Raw genomic sequence first — 20,236 nt, forward strand, 5'->3', positions numbered from 1 at the left:
AGATCTCCAATACTTTATTTGAGGCGGCCAGGCGATCCACTTTGCCGCCTCTGTTTTGCTATGCTCTTTTTCTGCCGATAACTTTTCTTTGAATTAGGACTTGACTTTTTAGCAGGTTTTCAGCAGTATCAAATAACAGGAGAAAGCCGCGGCGGTGCATCCCGCATTATATAGGGGAAGCAGGTGAAAAGCAAGAGAATATCCGGCGGACGCATTTCGGGGTGCAAATCCATACATTTCGGGCCGTCCGCAGTCATTTTTTTGCAAAAGAAGGTATACTTTTCCGTGTAAAATCACCGGGAAACCACGGCAAAGTCCCCGGGGACTTTGCTTCTCCCCATCAGGGGAGAAGCAATCGCATTGTCAGCAGACGCATCCACACAGAGTTCAGAAGGGAGAAATAGTATGAAGAAACGGATCGTCAGCCTGCTGCTGGTGTTCTGCATGGTCTTTACGCTCCTGCCCGCCGATGTGCTGGCGGACGAGGTAAAGAGCCGCGCGGAGACGACAGCGGGCCAAACCCAGACGGTGGGCACGACGGCGGCAAAGCCGGAGAACCCGTTCGCCGACGTCAAGAGCGGAAGCTGGTACGAGGCGGCAGTTTTGTACGCCCGCGCCAACGGCTTCTTTGACGGGACCAGCGCGACGACCTTCGAGCCGGACGGCCCGATGACGCGCGCGATGTTCGTCACGGTGCTCGGCCGCATGGCGGGCGTCAAGGCGGCGGACTACGCCGGCGCGACGGACTTCATCGACGTCGCGGAGGGAACCTGGTACGCGCCCTTTGTCAAGTGGGCGGCGCGCTACGGCATCACCACCGGCACCGGAAACGGGAAGTTCTCGCCGGACGGCAGGATCACCCGCGAGGAGATGGCGGTCTTCTTCGTGCGCTATTTTGAGACCTTTGACGCGATGCCGAAGGCCGATACGACCGTCACGACAAAGCCCGCCGACCTCAATGAGGTGTCCTCGTGGGCGCAGGACGCAGTGCTCAAGCTGTGGGCGCTGGGTTTGCTCAACGGCGACGGCAAGAGCTTTGCGCCCAAGGATAAGGCGACCCGCGCCCAGACCGCCGCGCTCTGCGAGCGCACGGACAGGGCCGTGGAGACCTGGTACTCCGAGCCGGGCGTGAAGAGTGAGCGCGTGAGCGTCGAGCCGGGCAGCGCACAGGAGAGCGGCGATAAGAAGCCGGAGGAGCAGAAGCCCTCGGGCGGCGGCAGCTCCGGCGGCGGCTCCACGGGCGGCGGCAGCTCGAGCGGCGGCACGACCACCACGACCTATTATGAGGTCAGCTTTAAGCTGGGCGAGGGTGTGGCGCTCACAGGCGTGGCGCTCCCCGAGACAAAGCCCTATGTGCAGGGCACGCGCATCAGCGAGTTGCCGACGCCCACAAAGGCCGGAGCGATCTTTCTGGGCTGGTACTATAATAAGGAGCTGACGCAGGGCGCGGAGAGCGGCGACACGGTGACGCGCAACATGACCCTGTACGCCAAAATGGCGGCGGGCGAGGAGGTGCAGAGCATCGAAACGCCCAACTATGTGACCAGAGCCGATGCTCCGGCAGGCAAATTTACGTTCGAAATTACCGGTGTGGACTCCGTTATCCAAGACGGCGATAACCGGACGCTGCGCTTCATCAACGTCACCGGCGGCAATGTGGACGTGGCGTATACCGTCAACGGCACTACCGTCTCCGCTGAGCTGGAAGCGGGACAGACCTACAAGGTGGAGCTGCTGGACAACGCCGCCGAATTTGTGCTGGACGATGGGGAGCAGGGTGCGTCGGTGCGTATTCTGAATATCCTGACGGCAAAGCGGGAGACCAGAAACGCGGCGCTGACCGCCGAGGTGAAGGATAACCAAATCGACGTTGGCGACACGCAGGGCCTTTCCGATCAGGTGTTCAACGGCCTGTATCAGATCGACGAAAACGGCGTTGCCACCCAGAACGCGGAGAAAGGCACATTTACCTATACCGGCGGAAAAACGCTGGCGGTGGGTGATGTACTGGCTATCACCGGCGAGGGTGTTAATCTGAACGACATTACCTCCACGGAGGGCGACGTGGCGTATCTCAAGGTCACGAAGGTCGAGGGAGACAGGGTCAGCTATGAGATGGCCGATGTGGAGGACGTGCTGTTCCTGCCCGATGTGCTGCCCATTGAGCACGGCTGGGACACGGACAGCGAGGAAAACCAGATCACCATTTCCGCCGCCAACCTCAACACCGCGCTGAACAATGTGGACGCGGACAGTCTGGACGTGGGCGATTTCCTTGCCTTCCTGCATAACGCCGAGACCTCCGGCTCCGGTGCCGAGTACGGCAGAGTGACGGGCTTCACGCAGGACGGTGAGCGCTGGGTCATTACATACGAGGATGCCGACGAGAGTAAAGTCGAGGAAGCCCTGGATGTCTACTATACGCAGGAAAAGCCCATTGAGGTGACCGCTGAGGACATTGCCCGCATCGAAAACGAGCTGCGAAATAACATCAAGAAGAGCGACTATCCCGCCGAGGCAGCCGCCTATGTCATGGCGGTCATGCTGGAAAGCGACGGCCTTGACGCCGCGCCCGATCCCGTGGCTGTGGCGCAGACCATGGACGGCATCACCACCTATGTCGTGCAGGACAGCATTGTGCTGTACGCAGGGTCGGAAAAGGCCAAGGCCGAGGTGGATTGGAAGAATTTCCGCGTCTATATCGATGGCAGGCCGGAGCATCTGTCGGGCAATGGCTTCGATATTGAGGTCATCGTGCCCATTACGCTGGAAATGGGCGATGTGAGCATTAACTTCACCGCCGTCTTTGAAGAAGAGGTGGTCCTCAGCCAGAACATCAGCACCAAGCGGCATAAGATCGGCTTCCTGCGCTATGACTACTCGCTGAACACCTCCTTCAACATCGGCAACTATACCAGGATCAATTTTGAGGCTAAGGTGCAGACCGAGGGAGAGGACGATCCCTCGGCATCCGAGAAGCTGGATAAAATTTTTGAAACGCTGGACACCATGAAGGAGTACGGCGAGCTGCTCAAGGATGAGTTCAGCAAGGATGACGGCGGCTTCGGCAGCGACGGCACCACGGAGACCATTTCGGAGCTGTATCGGGAGGTCATGCAAACCGCCTCCGACGCATGGATCGAGATCATCAATCAGGAGCTCTTCGATGTCAGCGGCAGTGCCTTCCTGCACATCTTCTGCTATCAGATCAAGGGCAGCTTCGTGGTCAGCGCCAACATGGCCGTGGCGATGGGCATGAACTTTGAATACAACACGCAGAAGCAGTATAATTTCTCTGTGCGCGTAAAATCCCGCCAGACCACCAACGAGACCATTGACATCATCACCCCGCAGTATACCTTTGATTTCTATGTCATCGGTACCATCGGCGTCCGCGCGGGCCTGCGGCTGGAGATGTATGTGGGCCTGTTCTCGCTGAAGCTGGACAGGATCGGCATTGTTGCCGAGGTGGGCGTGTACACGCAGCTCTACGGCTACTTCTTCTATCATTTGGAGTGGAAGCAGGGCACGCAGAAGAAGAGCAATTCCGCCGGCGCGCTGTACATCGAGCTCGGCATGTATCTGGATATCAAGTTCGTTGCCACGCTCTTCAACAGCAGCAAGCTGACCTGGGCGCCGACGATCTACGCCAACGAATGGCCGCTGTGGTCGGCGGGCGACCAGCAAAATGTGTTCGGCTTTGTCAGGACGGACGATACGGAGTACGCCTTCCAAAGCGTCAAGACCATGGCTCTGCCCTCCTCGACCTACGATGTGCGGAGCATGGATCTGAAGACCGGAAGGATCGGCAACCGGAGCATGGACACCGCGGACGCGGGGAGGGAGGAAAAATACTTCCGCATCAGCTTCTCCAATCCGAAGTTCAGCTATGACGCGGCCACCAACACCGTGACGGTCGCGCCGGGCAGCTCGGTCAAGGAAGAGACGGACATGACCATCACCTGGAAGAAGGCGGCGCTGGCGTTCACCTCCAAGCCTATTCAGAAGATCATCCACATCACATGGAGCGACCCGAAGAATATGCGCACCATCAGCTTCGACTCCTGCGGCGGCAGCGCGGTGAAGCCGATCACGCTCGCCCCGGGCAGCAAGCTTACCCCGCCCGAGAGCCCCAAGCGCGTGGGCTATACCTTTGTCCACTGGGCAAAAACCAGCCTCAACTCTTGGATGACCGACTACACCTTCCCCACGACCATGCCCGATAAGTTCAAGCTGAACGGCAATTTGAGCAACAGCATCACCCTCTACGCCTATTGGCGGGAGAATACCGACACGCCGTTCACCGTCAACCACTATCAAAAGCAGCTGGACGGCAAGTATAAGCTGATCGAGACCTATCAGCTGACCGGCGTAACGAACTATTCCATCTACCGCTATTATCGCGACAAGGTCGCGAAGAAATACGAAGGCTTCCAGCCGGGGCGCTATGATCAAAAGCTGACCATCGCTCCCGACGGCTCCACCGTTGTGAACGTTTACTACGACCGCTATGCGTACAACACGAACTGGGTATGCTACGACGGCAAGCTGATCTGCACCTACACGACCTACGAGGCGAAGGTCTACGCGCCGGACGTGGCGCGCGAAGGCTATGAATTCGTCGGTTGGTACGCGGACGCGGCCCTCACACAGGAGGTGAACTTCGTCGGCGAAAACGCCCCCACCGCCCCCGCCAAGACCGTGAGCTATTACGCCAAGTGGCAGGGCGTGGAGAACACCGTCACCTTTGCCACCAACGGCGGCAGCGCGGTTGATAGCAAGATCGGCATAACCGGCGAGACCATCGCGGCGCCCGCTGAGCCCAGCAGAACCGGCTATGCCTTTGCCGGCTGGTACAGCGATCAGAACTGCACGAAGAAGTGGGATTTCGACAGCGACACCGTCCCCGGCGCGATGACGCTCTACGCCGGCTGGACACCCGCGCAGTACACCGTGACCTTTGACGCCAACGAAGGAACGGTCGAGACCGCCAGCAAGTCCGTCACCTATACCGAGGTCTACGGCGAGCTGCCCACGCCCACCAGAGTCGGCTACGCCTTTGCCGGCTGGTTCACGGAGGCGGACGGCGGCGAGCGGGTCACCGCGGAGACCAGCTTCAACAGGACCGAAAGCCAGACCCTCTACGCCCACTGGACGGAGGGCGCCGTGAACTACACGGTCAAGCACTATCAGCAGAATATTGAGGATAACAAGTACACCGAGGTTGAAGCAGACCGCCAGACGCTGAGCGGCATCACCGGTCAGACCACCGCCGCTGCAGCCAAGACCTACACCGGCTTTACGGCACAGGCCGTGACGCAGCAGACCATCAAGGCCGACGGCTCCACCGTGGTCAAGATCTACTACGACCGCCTGACCTACACGGTCACATGGATGAACGGCACGGAGACGCTGAGAACGGACACGGTGAAGTACGGTGCCAAGAGCGCCTATACCGGCACGACGCCCACCAAGACCGAAACCGGCCACACCTGTATCTTCACCGGCTGGAACACGGCGGCGGACGGCTCGGGCACAACATGGACCGCCTCCACCACCGTCACGGACAACGTGACCTGGTACGCTCGGTTCCGCAGCACGGCGAAGACCTATACGATCGACTACAGAAACATGAACGGCCTGTCCAACCCCAACCCGACAAGCTACACCTACGGCGAAACCGTGACGCTGCAGTCGCCGCCGAGCCGCACCGGCTATACCTTCGACGGCTGGTACGGAGACTGGAGCTGCACCGGCAGCCCCGTGACCGAGATCTCCGCCACGGATACCGGAGACAAGACCTTCTATGCCGGGTGGCGGGCGAACACCTACACCGTGAGCTTTGACGCCAACGACGGTGGAGTTACGGTGAACCCGGACAGCAAGACCGTTACCTATGAGTATCAGTACGGCACGCTGCCCACCCTCACCCGCATCGGCTACACCTTCGACGGCTGGTATACGAGCCAGACCGGCGGGGAGAAGGTCACGGCAAGCACAAAGGTTCAGATCACGGCAGACCAGACCCTCTGCGCCCACTGGAGCATCAATTCCTACACCATCACCTTTGTATACGGCAACGGCAGCCCGGACAGCACCATCACGCAGGCCTACGGTACGGCCATCACCAGGCCGGAAAATCCCACCCGCACCGGCTACACCTTCACCGGCTGGAACAAGGACATCCCTGACACCATGCCTGCGGAGAACCTGACCATCACCGCGTTGTGGCAGATCAGCAGCTATATCGTGACCTTCGATCCCAACGGCGGTATGCTGACCGGGAGCAAAACGATGACCGTCACCTACGGTGACCGCTACGGCGATATGCCCAAGGTCATGCCCCCGAATGAGACGCTGGCGCTCCGCGGCTGGAATACGAAGCAGGACGGCAGCGGAGATTATGTCTGGCTGAACGACAAAGTTCAGATCACGGAAGACACGACCCTCTACGCACAGTGGGAGGACTACGACAAACCGTATGATCTGTACATCGGCGGCACGCAGGTGACCAAAAGCATTGCCGACGACGTGTTCAAAAATGGAACGGTCTCCTACGATCCCATTACCAACATCCTGACGCTGAACAATTGTAATTATACCTATTCCGGCGAGGGTGGCACGCGCGGAGCATCAATGGAAGCGATCTTTTATGGAAATTATGATTCTAAGGAGGTTCCTTTGACCATTGTGCTGCTGGGAGAAAACCGTCTCACGTGTGTCTCCAATACATGTGCCTATATGTATGGCATCAACGCGCCGTGGGTTAAGGCGGTGACGATCAAGGGCGGCGGCTCGCTGGTGGTTTCCGCCGAAAGCAAGAAGATCGCGCCGTACAGCAATAGTATCGGGATCTCGGTGGAGGAAGGAAGCCTGACGCTCGAGGACGTGACCGTGACGGCGACCGGCGGTAATTTGCAGTCGAATGGCGGTGATATAAATAATAATAACCAGCTCAGCCTTGGTGTGCAGTGTACTGGGCTGACTGTGAATAACAGCACACTGAAAGCGCGCGGCGGCAATGTGACATATCTGACATGCACGTCACCCGACGGTAAGGTTTACAGTCATAATGGTTCCAGCTACGGCATCTTCTGCTCCAATACCGCCGAGATCATCGTGAACAGCGGCACCGTAGAAGCGACCGGCGGCAATGTAACCATCAACAACAACAAGAGCGGCATATCGGACGCAAACAGCTATGGCATTGCCGGATATCTCAAGGTCAACGGCGGCACCGTCACCGCGACCTGCGGAGAAGCAAAATATGTCGAAGGGAAGGACGGAAACACGACAACCTGTGCCGTGGTCAGCGGCAGCGCGAAGGAGACTGTGACGCTGGGCACCGACGTCACCGCAGTTGGCTCCACGAACGCGGACGGCACCGGCGCGGAAGCCTACAACGCCCAAAACAAGGACACTTACAAATACTTCAAGGCAGAGGCAGCCAAGCAGTAAGCGCGCCTAACACGCCTGCCATCAACAGCACAGGCAGCGAGCGGCGGCACAAGCCCGTGCAGCCTCATCAGCAAAGCGCCTGTAAACGGTAATCACACGCACCTGTACCGTTTGCGAAATACCTGTGCCGCCGCCGGCAGGTTATGCTGAAGCCACGGCGATTCGTGCTGCCCTGACCCACACCGTGACCCACGACAGAAAAGAAGCGGGCGGAGACAATGGAGCGGTCAGGGTATTCGGAAGTGGTTTTTCACGCCGAAAACGCTCGAAAGCACGAAAAAGGGCGCGAGAGCACGCTGTCTTCTCCTCTATCGAATATTCACACGCATGAGGTCACTGGTTCGAGTCCAGTAGTCCGCACCAGAAAAAGCCTTGAAACTCAACGGTTCATGTTCATAGGTACACAATGTGACCTATGGGGCAGACCGGACGGTACAGGGCACGAAAAAAATAAGTCGAGGGAAATTCCCTCGACTTATTTTTTTCTTTGATCCCAAGTTTATCTGAGCGGCACATTTTAATCGGATGCGCAGACTTGATACGGGATATGACATTATCTTCGGTTCCTTTTCTATGCGCAGAATCTAACAAATAGATATTGGGAGAAAAAGCAATTTTAGGATGGTGTTTCCATGGAAGATATTTTCGACAAATTACAAGCTATCACAGGCAATCCAAAATACTCAAATTCAGAAGTTATCACACCAAAGTCCATTGTTTCCGACATGGTAGATTTACTTCCTGCTGATGTATTTTCACCAAAATCTAAATTTTTGGATCCGGCTGTCAAGAGTGGCCGTTTTCTTGCAGAGATTTACAAAAGGCTAATGGAAAGCCAACTATTCTCATCTGACAGCAAATCTGAATGTGAGTCGTTCATTTCGTGGGTGGAGACAAAGTTTGTGAAATTCCTTGTCCTAATAAATACGATAGGGTATCATAGATTATTTGATGAGTTGCATTTCAAATATGTACCCGACCCCGGAGCATTTGACCATATATTTACCGACCAAGAACTATATCAAAAATACGGACTCACTCAAGAAGAAATCAATATTATAGAGTCCGTTATAAAAGAACGGAAATGAAATAAGGCTCAGAGGTCGACTAGCTTCTGAGCCTTTCATTATGCCTTGTATTTTTCACTAGAAACTGCTATGATGGCCACGAGAATGGGACACGCGAAAATTACACCGTGTGTTAGTGGGAATACATCCAGATATACTTACTTGGAGGGGAAATTAGTGGGAGCCAAGATTAGTCAAGAAGAAATCATGCAGTTATTGGATAAGCTATACGAGCAATCAATACATGGGGTGGCAAAAATAAGTCCGCCGATTGACACACTAGCCAGTGACTATTTGCAGAAAAACAGAGATGTCGATACCGCCGCTAAGCAGTTCATTAACTATCAGATTGCAAAATGCACTACATCTGGGTTTGTAACAGGTTTAGGTGGACTCATCACCCTTCCTGTTGCTATCCCTGCAAATGTGGGAAGTGTCATGTATGTTCAAATGAGAATGATTGCCTGTTTGGCATATATGGGTGGCTATGATATCAATAGCGACCAAGTACAAACTCTTGTATATGCTTGCCTCGCAGGCATCTCCATTGACCAAATCCTAAAACACGCAGGAATACAGTTTGGAAACAAGTTCGCAATGGCAATGGTCAAGAAAATCCCGGGTGAAGTCCTCACAAAAATCAATCAAAAAGTAGGATTTAGATTTTTGACCAAATTCGGAACTAAGGGAATCATCAACATTGGAAAGGCTGTCCCGATTGTTGGCGGAGTAATCAGTGGCGGATTTGATTTTGCTGAAACCAAAATTATTGCAAACCGTGCCTATAAGATGTTCATTAAAGGTGATTTAACAGCTCTTTCTGACGGCGATAGCACTGATACCGAAATTATTCAAGGGGTCTAATATTTGAGGCTCCACCCGAGAGGATGGGGCCTTTTTTATGTCCCCTAATGAATAAATCTACATTAGAATTGGCTAACCAAGCAGTAGCAACAATTAACTTAAAAGGGAGTATTATCAAAGAGAGTAATTTCAATGGGGCACACAATTTTTCATTGCCTCGTAGTTCCAAAACAGCTGCATGATAGGCATAAGGAGTTTAATGATCGTCAATGGAGCGAATCAAGCAGATGCGGCTGCAAAATAAAAGCATTTGCAAATTTATGACATAGGGAGGGTCCCACGCTTTCGCAATGGGAGGTTTTTGCTGGCTGATCGGAATTCTGGTTCTCATGCAGGGGATGCGCGATCTGTTGGATCACAACACAAATAAAAAGGATCCGCCCAAATGAACAGCGATATGGAGAGGAGTACCTCAAAAAGGTACTCCTCATTTTTTACCGTATCAATCTTCATCGGGCCATTCGCTCTCCGGCACGGGCCGGTCGGGCAGCTCGCCTATCTGATGGAATGCTGCTGAGCAGAGAGGTATACATAAAGCCAAAGGGCGCGTTCTTTTGAACGCGCCCTTGCTGTTTAGCCGGATAGCTCCCGGATCTCATCCTGAATGAGGCGGCCCGCCGCGGCGGCAAGCTGGTCGATGCGCCGGATGCGCGCGAGATCGCGGCCATAGATGGCGTTCGCCGCCGGAACGCTGGTGTTCTCGCCCATGAACACCGCGGCGACGCGGATGCCCTGCGCGCGCAGGGCACGGACCTCGGCGGCGGTGTCGTCGATGCCGGGCTGACCGTCGTAATCGCGGCTGAGCGGAATTTTGCCGCTCGGGAGAATTTTGTGGCTGTCGTTCGGGCTGGCGTCGGTGAGCAGAATGAGCAGATGCTTGTCCGCGGGAGCCGATTTCATCAGCTCGCCCATGCCGCGCAGAGCCAGACCGTCGCGGTTCCAGCCCGCGGCAAAGTAGTCGAACACGCGATGCTCGCCGTTTTTGTCCCCGAAATCCTTCAAAACGCGCAGCACCGTGTAGCCGCGCAGGCTGCAGAAGCCGGTCACGCGCACGGGGATGCCGCAGGAGGCGAGGCTTTTGGCGAGAAGGTAGCCCTGAATGGCGATGCTCTCCTGACAGTGCAGGCGCGAGGCCGAGGCGTCGAGCATCAGGTCGACGGTGAAGCCCGCGCGGCTCTCCTCATCCTTGCGGAGAAAGACGCGGCCGTCGTGCAGCACCGGCGCGCGCCAGACGCGCATACCGTCCAGCCGCCCCTCGCGGGCGAGGATGTCCTCGGGCTGCTGATGGATGAGCATACAGTTGCGGATCTGCTCTGTCAGGCGCAGGAGAGCGTTCTGATGCAGTGCGCTGTCGCGGACGTAGGCGGCGCGGTTGCGCTTGGCCTGCTCGGCAGCCTGCTCGAAAAGACGCTGCGTGTCGGTGCGCATGGGCTGGCCCGGCACGCGCTCGCCGCGGGTGAACCAGAGATGGCAGCCGAGGTGATCGCCGGTGCAGCAGCGCTGCTCGATGCGCGCGAGCGCCTGTGGGGAATAGAGGCTGCGGCCGAAGCAGCGCTCAATGTAGTCGTGATCCTCCGCTTCGCGCTCGTTCGAGCGAAGCTGGGCGCGCAGCGCGTTGGACGCGCGCACCATGCCGTTCTCGCCGGCGACCGCGGAGCGGCCGACGGTTAGCTCGTCGGTGCGGACGATCTCGACCGGCAGGAGCTTGGTGAGCAGCGGCGCCCAGCGGTCGCTGAAGTGAAGACGGAACAGAGATTTTTTATGGGGCGTGCCGTCAAATTGCAGGTATTTCTCAAACGCCGCGCGGACGGCGGCCTCCAGATCGTCCGCGTCGAGCGTGCCCGGGCAGGCGAGGGCCTCGGAGAGTCCCTTTTCCCACGGGGCGAGCAGCGGCGGCTTCTGCCCAAGGACAGATCTCCAGCGGGCGGACTGGAGCGAATAGACGAGCTGGTTCTTGTCCATCCACTCCTGCCGCGAGAGCTGATATTCCGAGGCAAAAAATTCTGCGGCGTGGGCGCGGCGCAGCTCCGTGAGCACGGGGCGGACGGGAAGCTCCTTTTCATAGACGGCGTTTTCCAGCGCGAGCCACGCGAGGTCGTCGAACGCGGAGCGCCGCGTGTCGTCCGCCCAAAGGGCGAAGAGACGGCGCGGCATCTCGTCGCCCAGCCACTTGCGGACCAGACCGATGACGCAGTTCATGTAGAAGTCCGGCGTGCCGTCGGCCTTGAGGGCGAGAAACTGCGGCTCAAATTGATAGTCGCCGCAGGCGGTCCAGACCAGATTGATGGCGCGGCGCTGGTTGGCGCTATAGCTGTCGGTTTCCATATCAGTCGGTGAACAGGCGGCTGCGGTCGAGCTTCGCGGGGATGCGCGCAGCGATAACGTCGCGGATGAGGCTCTGCTCGTAGGCGTCGAAGGCCTTGTTGGTGATGCCCATGTCGAGCGCCGTACCGGCGCTCACGCCGCGGCGGATCAGGCGCAGCGCGTCCAGAAGCCCGCGCAGGTCGAGCGCCTTGGAGGAGATCTCCGCGCTCTCGCACTTCTTTTGCAGGTCGAGAAAGAGCTGCACGAGCTGTCCGCGGTACTTTTTCTCCAGCGTGGGGAACTCCTCGCCGAGCAGACGGTCCAGACCGTCCTCCGCGATGGGCGGCATCTGAATGACAACAAAGCGCGAGGTGAGCGCTTCATTCAGCTCGCGCGTGCCGGCGTAGCCGTAGTTCATCGTGCCGATGAAGCGCGCGGCGGGGTCGACCGTCACGCGGTCGTAGCCGGGAACGTCGATGGTGCGGCGAAAGTCCAGCGCGGCGTGCAGCACGGCAAGAGCCTCATTTTTGGCCATGTTGATCTCGTCAAGCACGCCGAAGCCCCCGTGCTTCGCGCAGAGGTAGACGGGGCCGGGGCGGAAGGTCACCTGTCCGTTTTCAAAGGTGTCCATGCCGATGAGCCCGGCGGCATCCATGCTGACGTGGAAGGAAACGTCCCACGCGGGGCGGCCGAAGGCCTGCGCCAGATTTTCGGCCAGCACGTTCTTGCCGGTCGCCTTGCTGCCGGCGAGCAGCAGGTTCTCGCCGCACAGCAGCGCGGCGATGGCGGCCTCCCAGACCTCTTTCCCATAATAATGATAGCGCGGCTGCGGGATGCGGCCCTGCAGCGCCGGCTCGGCGGGGTATTGTGCGCGGTAGGCGCGGACGCCGTCGAGCAGCGCGGGGCTGATGTGCTCCTGCTCTAAAAATTCCAACAAGCTCTCCTCATCCTCTCTTTCGGAAATTCGCGTGTTGCGCGCTTCGCTTCGGCCTCATCATAGCACAACGCGAGGGCTTTGCAAGCCCTTTTTCCGTCAAAATTTCGGACGGCTGCGGCGCGTTTCCTGGACGCTTTGGCGCGAGCGGCGCAAAAAAGAACGCCGCCCGCGGGCGGCGCTCTCTGAACGGCTCAGTCTTTTGTAAGGATGATGGGCATGGCGGTGGTCTCGCTCTCGCCGTCGGCGCTGTTGTTGGCGGAGGGCATTATCTCGCGCGTGAGCATCGCCGAGAGCCGCGTGCCGTCGGTCAGCTCCGCATGGAATACGACCTGCAGCTCCGCACCGTAGGGAAGGCCAAATTCCACGCCCTCTGCGCCATAGATGCTGTAAACGCCGGCGGTGCTCTCATCGGGAATGTCGCTGATCCACCACTGTACGACGGAGCGTTCCTCGTCGTCAGCCTCCGCAAATTTGAGCGTGCTTTGCGCCGCGCTCTTTCCGTCCACCCGATAGTCGAGCCACGCGGACCGGACGTCGGCATCATAAGCGCCGAGGTAGAGGTTCGCGGTGCGGTGGTCCTCGGGGTCCGCCCAGCCCCTGACGCTGCATCGGATGTCCGAGGCGGAATAGGAACGGCTGAGGACGTAGCCGAAGGAAAGATCCTCATAGAGCTTCGGCAACGCCTCGTCGGCAAAGCCGGGCAGGTCGCGAATCGTCTCAAGCTGGCGCTCGCCGCCGGTATCGTAGGCGGCGGTGGCTTCGAAGCCGGCGTCGTTCATCGAAAGCACGGCTTCGCCGCGGTAGACGTCATACTCGTCGCGGACCAGCACGACGGCGGTCGTTCCGTCGTCGGAGGCAAGGGAGCGGAGACGGAGGGAGACGGCAAGGTCTTCCTGCACCGTCTTGGGCCGGAGGGCGAAGGCAACCGTGCAGGTGTAGGCGTCCAGGTCAAAGCGCTTGACCGTGTAGTCGAACTGCGCGGTCAGCGTGGCGCTCTCCTCCATCGCTTCGCGCACGGAGCTGCTGATGCCCGCGATCTGCGAGGAAAGGCTGGACTGCACGCTCATGATCTGTGATTGCAGAGAGCCGACCTGCCGCTCGAGCTGCTTGACGCGGTGGTTATTGTAGAGTGCCAGACCGACGGCGAGGGCGAGGCAGACCGCCGCCGCGCCGAGAAGGAGCTTTTGCCGGCGAACCTTCTTCGGCGCGGCAAGGGTCTCCTGCGCGGGCACGGGCGTGGAAGCTTCGACAGACGAGGCGGCCTTGGCGTCACCCTTTTCCGCCTCCTCAAGGCTCAAAAGCTCATCGACGCTCACGCCGTAGAGACGGCTGAGCTCCACGAGCTTGCTCAGCTCGGGCTGGGCGGCGCCATTCTCCCACTTGGAGACGGCCTGACGGGAGACGTTCAGCCGTTCGGCCAGCTCCTCCTGCGAGAGGCCCGCCGCGCGGCGGAGCTCATAGAGTTTTTCACATAGCTTCATGGGCGCATTCTCCTTTGCTTTGATGGCATCAGCTTAGCAAAAACAGCCGTTTTGCGCCACCAACCGGGTGTTTCGTTTTGTCAACCAATGGTTTCCTTTTGACCAAATGCCCTTTTTCGTGCAACCTTTCGCCGCCGCGCGCATATACTGCATGGTATGGCACGGGGAGGTGAGAGCATGAGAGAGTGGCAGGGCGTCCGCGGCGACGTGGACGACATGATCTTTGTGGACGACTGGTTCGTCAGCGAACGGTAAGTGAGAAAAAGCTCCGCGCGTTTCAGGGAAGGAACGCAGGCGGAGCGTTTTTCGTTTTTATAAAGCCTTGTCGATGGTCGCGCCGCCGGCGACAACGTCGCCGCGGTAAAAGACCACGGCCTGCCCCGCGGTGATGGCGCGCTGCGGCTCGTCGAAGTCCACGCGGACCGCGCCGCCGTCCAGCGGCGTGACGGTCGCGGCGCTTTCGCGCTGGGAATAGCGCGTTTTGGCGGTGACGCGCAGCGGCTCTGCGGGCGGCGTAATGATCCAGTTCACGCGCGAGGCGAGCAGGGCGGAGGAGAACAGCTCCGCGTCGTCGCCGAGGAGCACGGTGTTGTGCTTCGCGTCCTTGGAAAGGACGTAGAGCGGGCGGTCGGCGCTCACGCCGAGACCCTTGCGCTGACCGGCGGTGTAGGCGACCAGTCCGCGGTGACGACCGAGGACGCGGCCGCTCGTATCGACGAAGTCGCCCGGCTCGGGCGTGACGCCGCCGAACTCGCGCAGGAAGCGCACATAGTCCCCGTCGGGGACGAAGCAGATGTCCTGCGAGTCGGGCTTCTGCGCGTTTTCAAGGCCGAAGTCAGCGGCGAGGGCGCGGATCTCCGGCTTGCTGTATTCGCCGACGGGAAGCAGCAGATGCGCGAGCTGGCGCTGCGTCATCTGGTAGAGCACATAGCTCTGATCCTTGTGCGCGTCCACGCCGCGTAGGAGCAGGTGACGGCCCGACGCAGCGTCGAAGCCGACGCGGGCATAGTGCCCGGTGGAAACATAGTCGAAGCCGTGGTCGAGCGCCCAGTCGAGCATCGCGCCGAACTTCAGCTCACGGTTGCAGTCCAAGCAGGGGTTCGGGGTGCGGCCCGCGTAGTATTCCGAGACAAAATGCCCCATGACCTCGCGGCGGAAAAGGTCGCACAGGTCGAGCACCCGGTGGGAGATGCCCATCTGCGCGGCGACGCGCGCGGCCTCCTCGATGTCGTCGGCGCTGCCGCAGGTGCCGGGACGGTCCTTATAATGGTGCAGCCGCAGCGTGACGCCCGAAACAGCATAGCCCTGCTTTTGCAGCAGGAGGACGCAGGCGGCGCTGTCCACGCCGCCCGACATACCGACTAAAACTTTCTTTGCCATGCGTGCCGCTCCCTCAATCCAGGTATTTTTGCAGAAACGCGCGGCTCGGCAACGCGTCACTCAACTCCATGAGAACATGGTCGAAGCCGCCGGCATAGTCAAAGCGGCGGTCGGACAGCGACAGATCCGTCGAGCGGGCGTTGGGCAGCGAGAGCGTGAAGGCCGTGCCCTTACCGACAGCGGATTCCGCCACGAGCATCCCGCCGTGGCCCTGCGCGATGCGGCGGCAGAGGGACAGCCCGACGCCGAGACCGTGCGGCGGCGCGGGATCAAGGCGGTCCGTATCCAGATAGCGCTCGAAGATGTGGGCAAGGCGCTCCGGCTCGATGCCGCGGCCCGTGTCGGCCACGGTGAGCTGAACATGGCGCTCGCCGCATTTGACGCGCACGCTGACCGTGCCGCCCTCCGGCGTGAATTTCAGCGCGTTGGAGAGCAGGTTCAAAAGCGCGCGCTCGAGCATGGGGGCGTTGAATGCGATGACGTGGCTCTCGTGGCTGGCGGAAAAGCGCAGCGCGACGCCGCGCAGCGCGAAAAGCGGCTCGGCACGCTCGCAGAGCGCGTGGCAGAAGCCGACGATATCGTCGTTGCGCAGCCGGAAGCGTCCGCCCTGCACCAACTCGCTCACGGCGGAGAGGTTGCCGACCAGACGCAGCATTTGATGGCAGCTCATCGTGAGAATGGCTGCATTTTTATCCAGCATGGGGTCGGCCTCACGCGCTTCCGCCGGCGCGAGACGGTTCGCCGCGGCAAACACGTTCGCCATCGAGGAGCGGAGCTGGGCCGAAACGTTCGGCAGGACCTCGGCCAGAAGCTGGAGGTCTTTTTCGTCAAGCGGCATCATAAAGTGCGCCTCCTTTGGGAAAGCTGTTCATATCCTTTGCAGGACGGCGCGATTTTCGTGTGGAAAAAAGTACCGCAGCGCGATGAGCGCAATGTGAGGTAATAAGTAGAATACCAAACTCCTGTCGAAAATACAAGAACTTTCGTGTAAAGGAAAATTTTTTGAAAAAACACTTGCATTTGAAAAAGAGTATGCTATAATACCAAATGTGCCATACATTTGATATATTCCGTAAAAACGAAAGGGAGCGCATTTTATGTCTATTAAAATCGGTATCAACGGCTTTGGCCGTATCGGCCGTATGGTGTTCCGTGCCTGCCTCGAGCATCCCGAGATCGACGTGGTCGGCATCAACGATCTGTGCCCTGCCGATTATCTTGCCTATATGCTCAAGTACGATACGATGCACGGCCGCTGCAAGGCTGACATCGAAAGCCGCGAGAACGCGCTGGTCGTCAACGGTCAGGTCATTCCCGTGTTCAGCGAGAGAGACCCCGCGAACCTGAAGTGGGGCAAGCTCGGCGCGGAGTATATCGTCGAGTCCACCGGCCTGTTCCTGACGAAGGAAAAGGCTGCCGGTCACATCGCCGCCGGCGCAAAGAAGGTCATCATGTCCGCGCCGAGCAAGGACGACACCCCGATGTTCGTCATGGGCGTGAACCATAAGAACTATACCAGCGATATGCAGTTCGTCTCCAACGCGAGCTGCACCACCAACTGCCTCGCCCCCATCGCCAAGGTCCTGCATGAGAACTTCGGCATCAAGGACGGTCTGATGACGACCATCCACTCGGTCACCGCCACACAGGAGACGGTGGACGGTCCCTCTCTCAAGGATTGGCGCGGCGGCCGCGCGGCTACCGCGAACATCATCCCCAGCTCCACCGGCGCAGCCCGTGCGGTCGGCAAGGTCATTCCCGAGCTCAACGGCAAGCTGACCGGTATGTCCATGCGCGTTCCGACGCTGGACGTTTCCGTCGTTGACCTGACCGTCAACCTCGAGAAGCCCACCACCTACGATGAGATCTGCGTCGCCATGAAGAAGGCCAGCGAGGGCGAGCTGAAGGGCATCCTCGGCTACACCGACGAGGCCGTCGTTTCCTCCGACTTCCTCGGCGACTCCCGCACCTCCATCTTCGACGCCACCGCCGGCATCGCCCTGACCGATACCTTTGTCAAGGTCGTCAGCTGGTACGATAACGAGATCGGCTACTCCAACAAGGTGCTTGAGCTGATCGAGCACATGTATGAGGTCGATCACGGCCACTCCGCCAAGTAAGCGCGGACAATAAGCCAACTTCTGAGAGTTTCCTCCTCTCGTTCGTTGTAGAAAGGGAAAGCGCAGCTTCGGCTGCGTTTTTTCTTTTGTGGTTGCATTTGTCACTTTACGCAGCGCGGAAAAGCTGATAAACTGACGAAAACAAAAGCAAAGAGGTCTTTTCTATGTTTCAGGGCTTTTCGCAGAACGCCATCGACTTCCTTTGGGGCATCAGCCTGAATAACGAGCGGGGCTGGTTCATGGCGCACAAGCAGGATTTTACGGACTATGTGGACGTTCCCATGCGCGAGCTGGGGAAGGCGGTCTTTTCCGCGCTGGCGGAGGAATATCCCAAGCAGGACTGGCGGCTGCACGTCTGCCGCATCTACCGCGACGCGCGGCGGCTGCACGGACGCGGGCCGTACAAGGAGCATCTGTGGTTCACCATCGAGCGGCCGCACGAGCGCTTTGAGAGCGTGCCCGCGCTCTATTTTGAGCTTGCGCCGAACTACTACAGCTACGGCTGCGGCTACTGGGACGCGGGGGCGGCGACGATGGCAAAGCTCCGCGCGCGCATTGAGAACGACCCCAAGCCGCTCGAAAGGCTGGCGCGGCGGCTGAATAAGTCAAAATTTGTGCTCTCCGGCGAGGAATTCAAGCGGCCCAAGGGCGACGCGGGCAAGCTGCTGAATCCGTGGTACAACCGCAAAAACATTGCCATCGGCTATGACGATAACCCCGAGGGCGTGCTTTTCACGCCGCAGCTCAGAGATGAGGTGCTCGAGGGCTTCCGCTTCCTGATGCCCTACTATCAATATTTAGACACGCTCTCCGGCGACATGGAGCCGAACAGGTGAAAAATGAGACGGCGTGAGCCGTCTCATTTTTTCGCTATTTGCCGAGCCGTTCGCCGACGAGCGCCATCCGCGCCCCGTCCATTTCGATGCTGTCCATGTCGATGATGACGATGCGGCGGCCGTAGACGAGCAGCCAGCTATCGCACGGCGTGCTGTCCTCCGTATCCCAAAGCTGCCACGCGCGGTCCGCGCCCCACGGCGCGGCATCCGCCTCCCGATAGTCCATCATGCTCCATTTCCTGTCCGCGTACTCGTCGAGCTTTCCCTGCAGGCAGGGGTCAAAGAGCAGAGCGAGCTTAATGTCATAGGTCGTGCAGCGCAGCTCCGGCGCGTCGCTGTCCCAATCACCCCAGCGGGTTTCTTGACTGAAGATCTGCCGTGTGACCAGCGGGGTGGAGCTATCCTCCCGCTTGCAGGAGTAGCGGTCGTAGTCTGTTTCCGTCAAGTCCTCGACATAGAGCGGAAGGGGATCGTGATAAGCGTACTCGGTGGTGGTCTTTTTACCGCCCATGCTGAGATGTGTGTACTCATAAGGCTCGGCGTTCGGCGGCGGGGGCTCCTGCGCCAAGCGGGGGAGAAAGACCACAAACAGCACAAGGAACACCAAAATGTCCACAATAATGGTGACGGTGCGGTTGACCGTGGCGCTGGCGTTCATGCGCCGCAGGATGCTGTGCGTGAGCCGGACGATGAAAAATGCCGCGAAGTAGGCAAGGAAGGACCGCCGTACTGTCTGGGAATCCGTCAGGACGCTCAGCGTGATCAGTGCGAGCAGCAGCCATGTGAGCAACTGCACGCCGGGCAGCGAGCGCGTGGGCGTGAAGCGCCCCAGCTCGTGCGCGTTGCGCACGGCCCTCCTCCGCCAGCGGTAGTAGCCGATCAGCTCGGAGAGGGAGATGAGGAACATCGTCGGCACCGCCAGACACATCGAGAAGGTCGTGCGGCGCGCAAGGATGTCCGCGAGCGCCAGAAACGAGTTGCCTAAGATACCGAAGCCGGTGTAGAACAGCGCCATCCCCAGCAGGAGCCATAGCGAGAGCAGATAGTTTTTCTTCGCTGCGCGGTGCAGCGTTTCGACCTGCGTGACCGCCTCGGTCTCAATGGGTACGGCGCTCTCGTCCGTGTTGTAGAAGATGTGCAGCTGGGCGCGGTTCGCCGCGCGGACCCAGCCCGCCTGCGCGCAGTAGTCCCAAAAGGTCAGTTCGCCCTCGCTCGGCGTGATGGGATCGCTCTCCGTGGCGTCGGGGTAGTAGGCGACCGAAAAGCGGAGCCTTTGCGGCTCGATGCGGCGGTAGCGCCAGAGAGTGGTGCCGATCGAGTCGAGCAGCCAGCCCTTTGCCGCCATTTTTTCAAGGTGCCGTTCCATGCCGGTGTGGTCGTAGAAGGAATACAGGTTCAGTTCCCATCGCTTAGCTTGCATGGCGTTTCGCCTCCTCCCAAAAGTCTTTGATAGTCGTTCATCTGCGCCGTCAGGCGGTCCATCTCGCCGCGCAGCAGCTCCTCGCCCCGAAGCGTCAGGCGGTAGCTGCGCCGGCGGCCCTCGCATTTGGTCTCGACGATGTAGCCCTCGGCGGCGAACTGGTCCAAAAGATTGTAGAGCGTGCCGGGGCCGACGCTCACGCGGCCGCTCGTGAGCAGACGGATGCGCTCCATCAGATCCATGCCGCAACATTCCTCGCGCAGACAGAGAAGGATGTAAAACATCTGCTCGGTGAGCGTCTGAAATTTTTCGCGGGCCATTGTACCGCCTCCTTTTATCGATATTCGATATTCTTGAGGAGAGTATACT

At 59.0% G+C, this 20,236-nt stretch carries 12 protein-coding genes; 5 read left to right on the forward strand and 7 right to left on the reverse strand.

Features of this window, described 5'->3' with window-relative positions; all coding sequences use genetic code 11:
* Window positions 1-405: 405 nt before the first annotated feature.
* The 3 genes from KQI17_RS11700 (at window position 406) to KQI17_RS11710 (ending at window position 9,389) form a co-directional block, all read left to right on the forward strand.
* Window positions 406-7,458: an InlB B-repeat-containing protein gene (locus KQI17_RS11700; protein WP_216496399.1), complete on the forward strand. Its 7,053-nt coding sequence runs from the start codon at window positions 406-408 to the stop codon at window positions 7,456-7,458.
* 632 nt (window positions 7,459-8,090) lie between these two features.
* Entirely contained in the window at window positions 8,091-8,546 is a 456-nt protein-coding gene (locus KQI17_RS11705; RefSeq protein ID WP_216496400.1) for a hypothetical protein, read from the forward strand.
* Window positions 8,547-8,702: 156 nt separating this feature from the next.
* On the forward strand, window positions 8,703-9,389 hold the full coding sequence (locus tag KQI17_RS11710; RefSeq protein WP_371821995.1) for an EcsC family protein: 687 nt from the start codon (window positions 8,703-8,705) through the stop codon (window positions 9,387-9,389).
* 573 nt (window positions 9,390-9,962) lie between these two features.
* On the opposite strand, the gene KQI17_RS11715 is transcribed toward KQI17_RS11710, so the two are convergent.
* From KQI17_RS11715 to KQI17_RS11735, 5 genes are all read right to left on the reverse strand, one after another.
* The gene (locus tag KQI17_RS11715; RefSeq protein ID WP_216496402.1) at window positions 9,963-11,714 is read right to left on the reverse strand and encodes a hypothetical protein; all 1,752 of its coding nucleotides are present in this window, start codon (window positions 11,712-11,714) and stop codon (window positions 9,963-9,965) included.
* Between the two features lies 1 nt (window position 11,715).
* Window positions 11,716-12,630 carry an AAA family ATPase gene (locus KQI17_RS11720; RefSeq protein WP_216496403.1) on the reverse strand — a complete coding sequence of 305 codons (915 nt, stop codon included), beginning with the start codon at window positions 12,628-12,630 and terminating at the stop codon, window positions 11,716-11,718.
* A 191-nt stretch (window positions 12,631-12,821) separates the two neighbouring features.
* On the reverse strand, window positions 12,822-14,111 hold the full coding sequence (locus KQI17_RS11725; RefSeq protein WP_216496404.1) for a helix-turn-helix transcriptional regulator: 1,290 nt from the start codon (window positions 14,109-14,111) through the stop codon (window positions 12,822-12,824).
* Between the two features lie 312 nt (window positions 14,112-14,423).
* Window positions 14,424-15,491 carry a tRNA 2-thiouridine(34) synthase MnmA gene (gene mnmA, locus KQI17_RS11730; RefSeq protein ID WP_216496405.1) on the reverse strand — a complete coding sequence of 356 codons (1,068 nt, stop codon included), beginning with the start codon at window positions 15,489-15,491 and terminating at the stop codon, window positions 14,424-14,426.
* Window positions 15,492-15,504: 13 nt separating this feature from the next.
* The gene (locus KQI17_RS11735) at window positions 15,505-16,332 is read right to left on the reverse strand and encodes a sensor histidine kinase KdpD (RefSeq protein ID WP_216496406.1); all 828 of its coding nucleotides are present in this window, start codon (window positions 16,330-16,332) and stop codon (window positions 15,505-15,507) included.
* 256 nt (window positions 16,333-16,588) lie between these two features.
* On the opposite strand from KQI17_RS11735, the gene gap reads away from it, so the two are divergent.
* Window positions 16,589-17,611, forward strand: a complete 1,023-nt coding sequence (gap, locus tag KQI17_RS11740) for a type I glyceraldehyde-3-phosphate dehydrogenase (RefSeq protein ID WP_022018078.1) — start codon at window positions 16,589-16,591, stop codon at window positions 17,609-17,611.
* A 164-nt stretch (window positions 17,612-17,775) separates the two neighbouring features.
* On the forward strand, window positions 17,776-18,447 hold the full coding sequence (locus KQI17_RS11745; RefSeq protein ID WP_216496407.1) for a DUF2461 domain-containing protein: 672 nt from the start codon (window positions 17,776-17,778) through the stop codon (window positions 18,445-18,447).
* Window positions 18,448-18,481: 34 nt separating this feature from the next.
* Here the strand turns inward: KQI17_RS11745 and KQI17_RS11750 are convergent, their stop codons facing one another.
* Together KQI17_RS11750 and KQI17_RS11755 are read right to left on the reverse strand one after the other, a co-directional pair.
* On the reverse strand, window positions 18,482-19,867 hold the full coding sequence (locus KQI17_RS11750) for a DUF2812 domain-containing protein (RefSeq protein ID WP_216496408.1): 1,386 nt from the start codon (window positions 19,865-19,867) through the stop codon (window positions 18,482-18,484).
* Window positions 19,843-20,187, reverse strand: a complete 345-nt coding sequence (locus KQI17_RS11755) for a PadR family transcriptional regulator (RefSeq protein ID WP_216496409.1) — start codon at window positions 20,185-20,187, stop codon at window positions 19,843-19,845. Before KQI17_RS11755 ends, KQI17_RS11750 begins: the two co-directional genes overlap by 25 nt.
* Window positions 20,188-20,236: the final 49 nt, after the last annotated feature.

The organism is Oscillibacter sp. MSJ-31 (assembly GCF_018918025.1).
GTDB lineage: Bacteria > Bacillota > Clostridia > Oscillospirales > Oscillospiraceae > Hominicoprocola.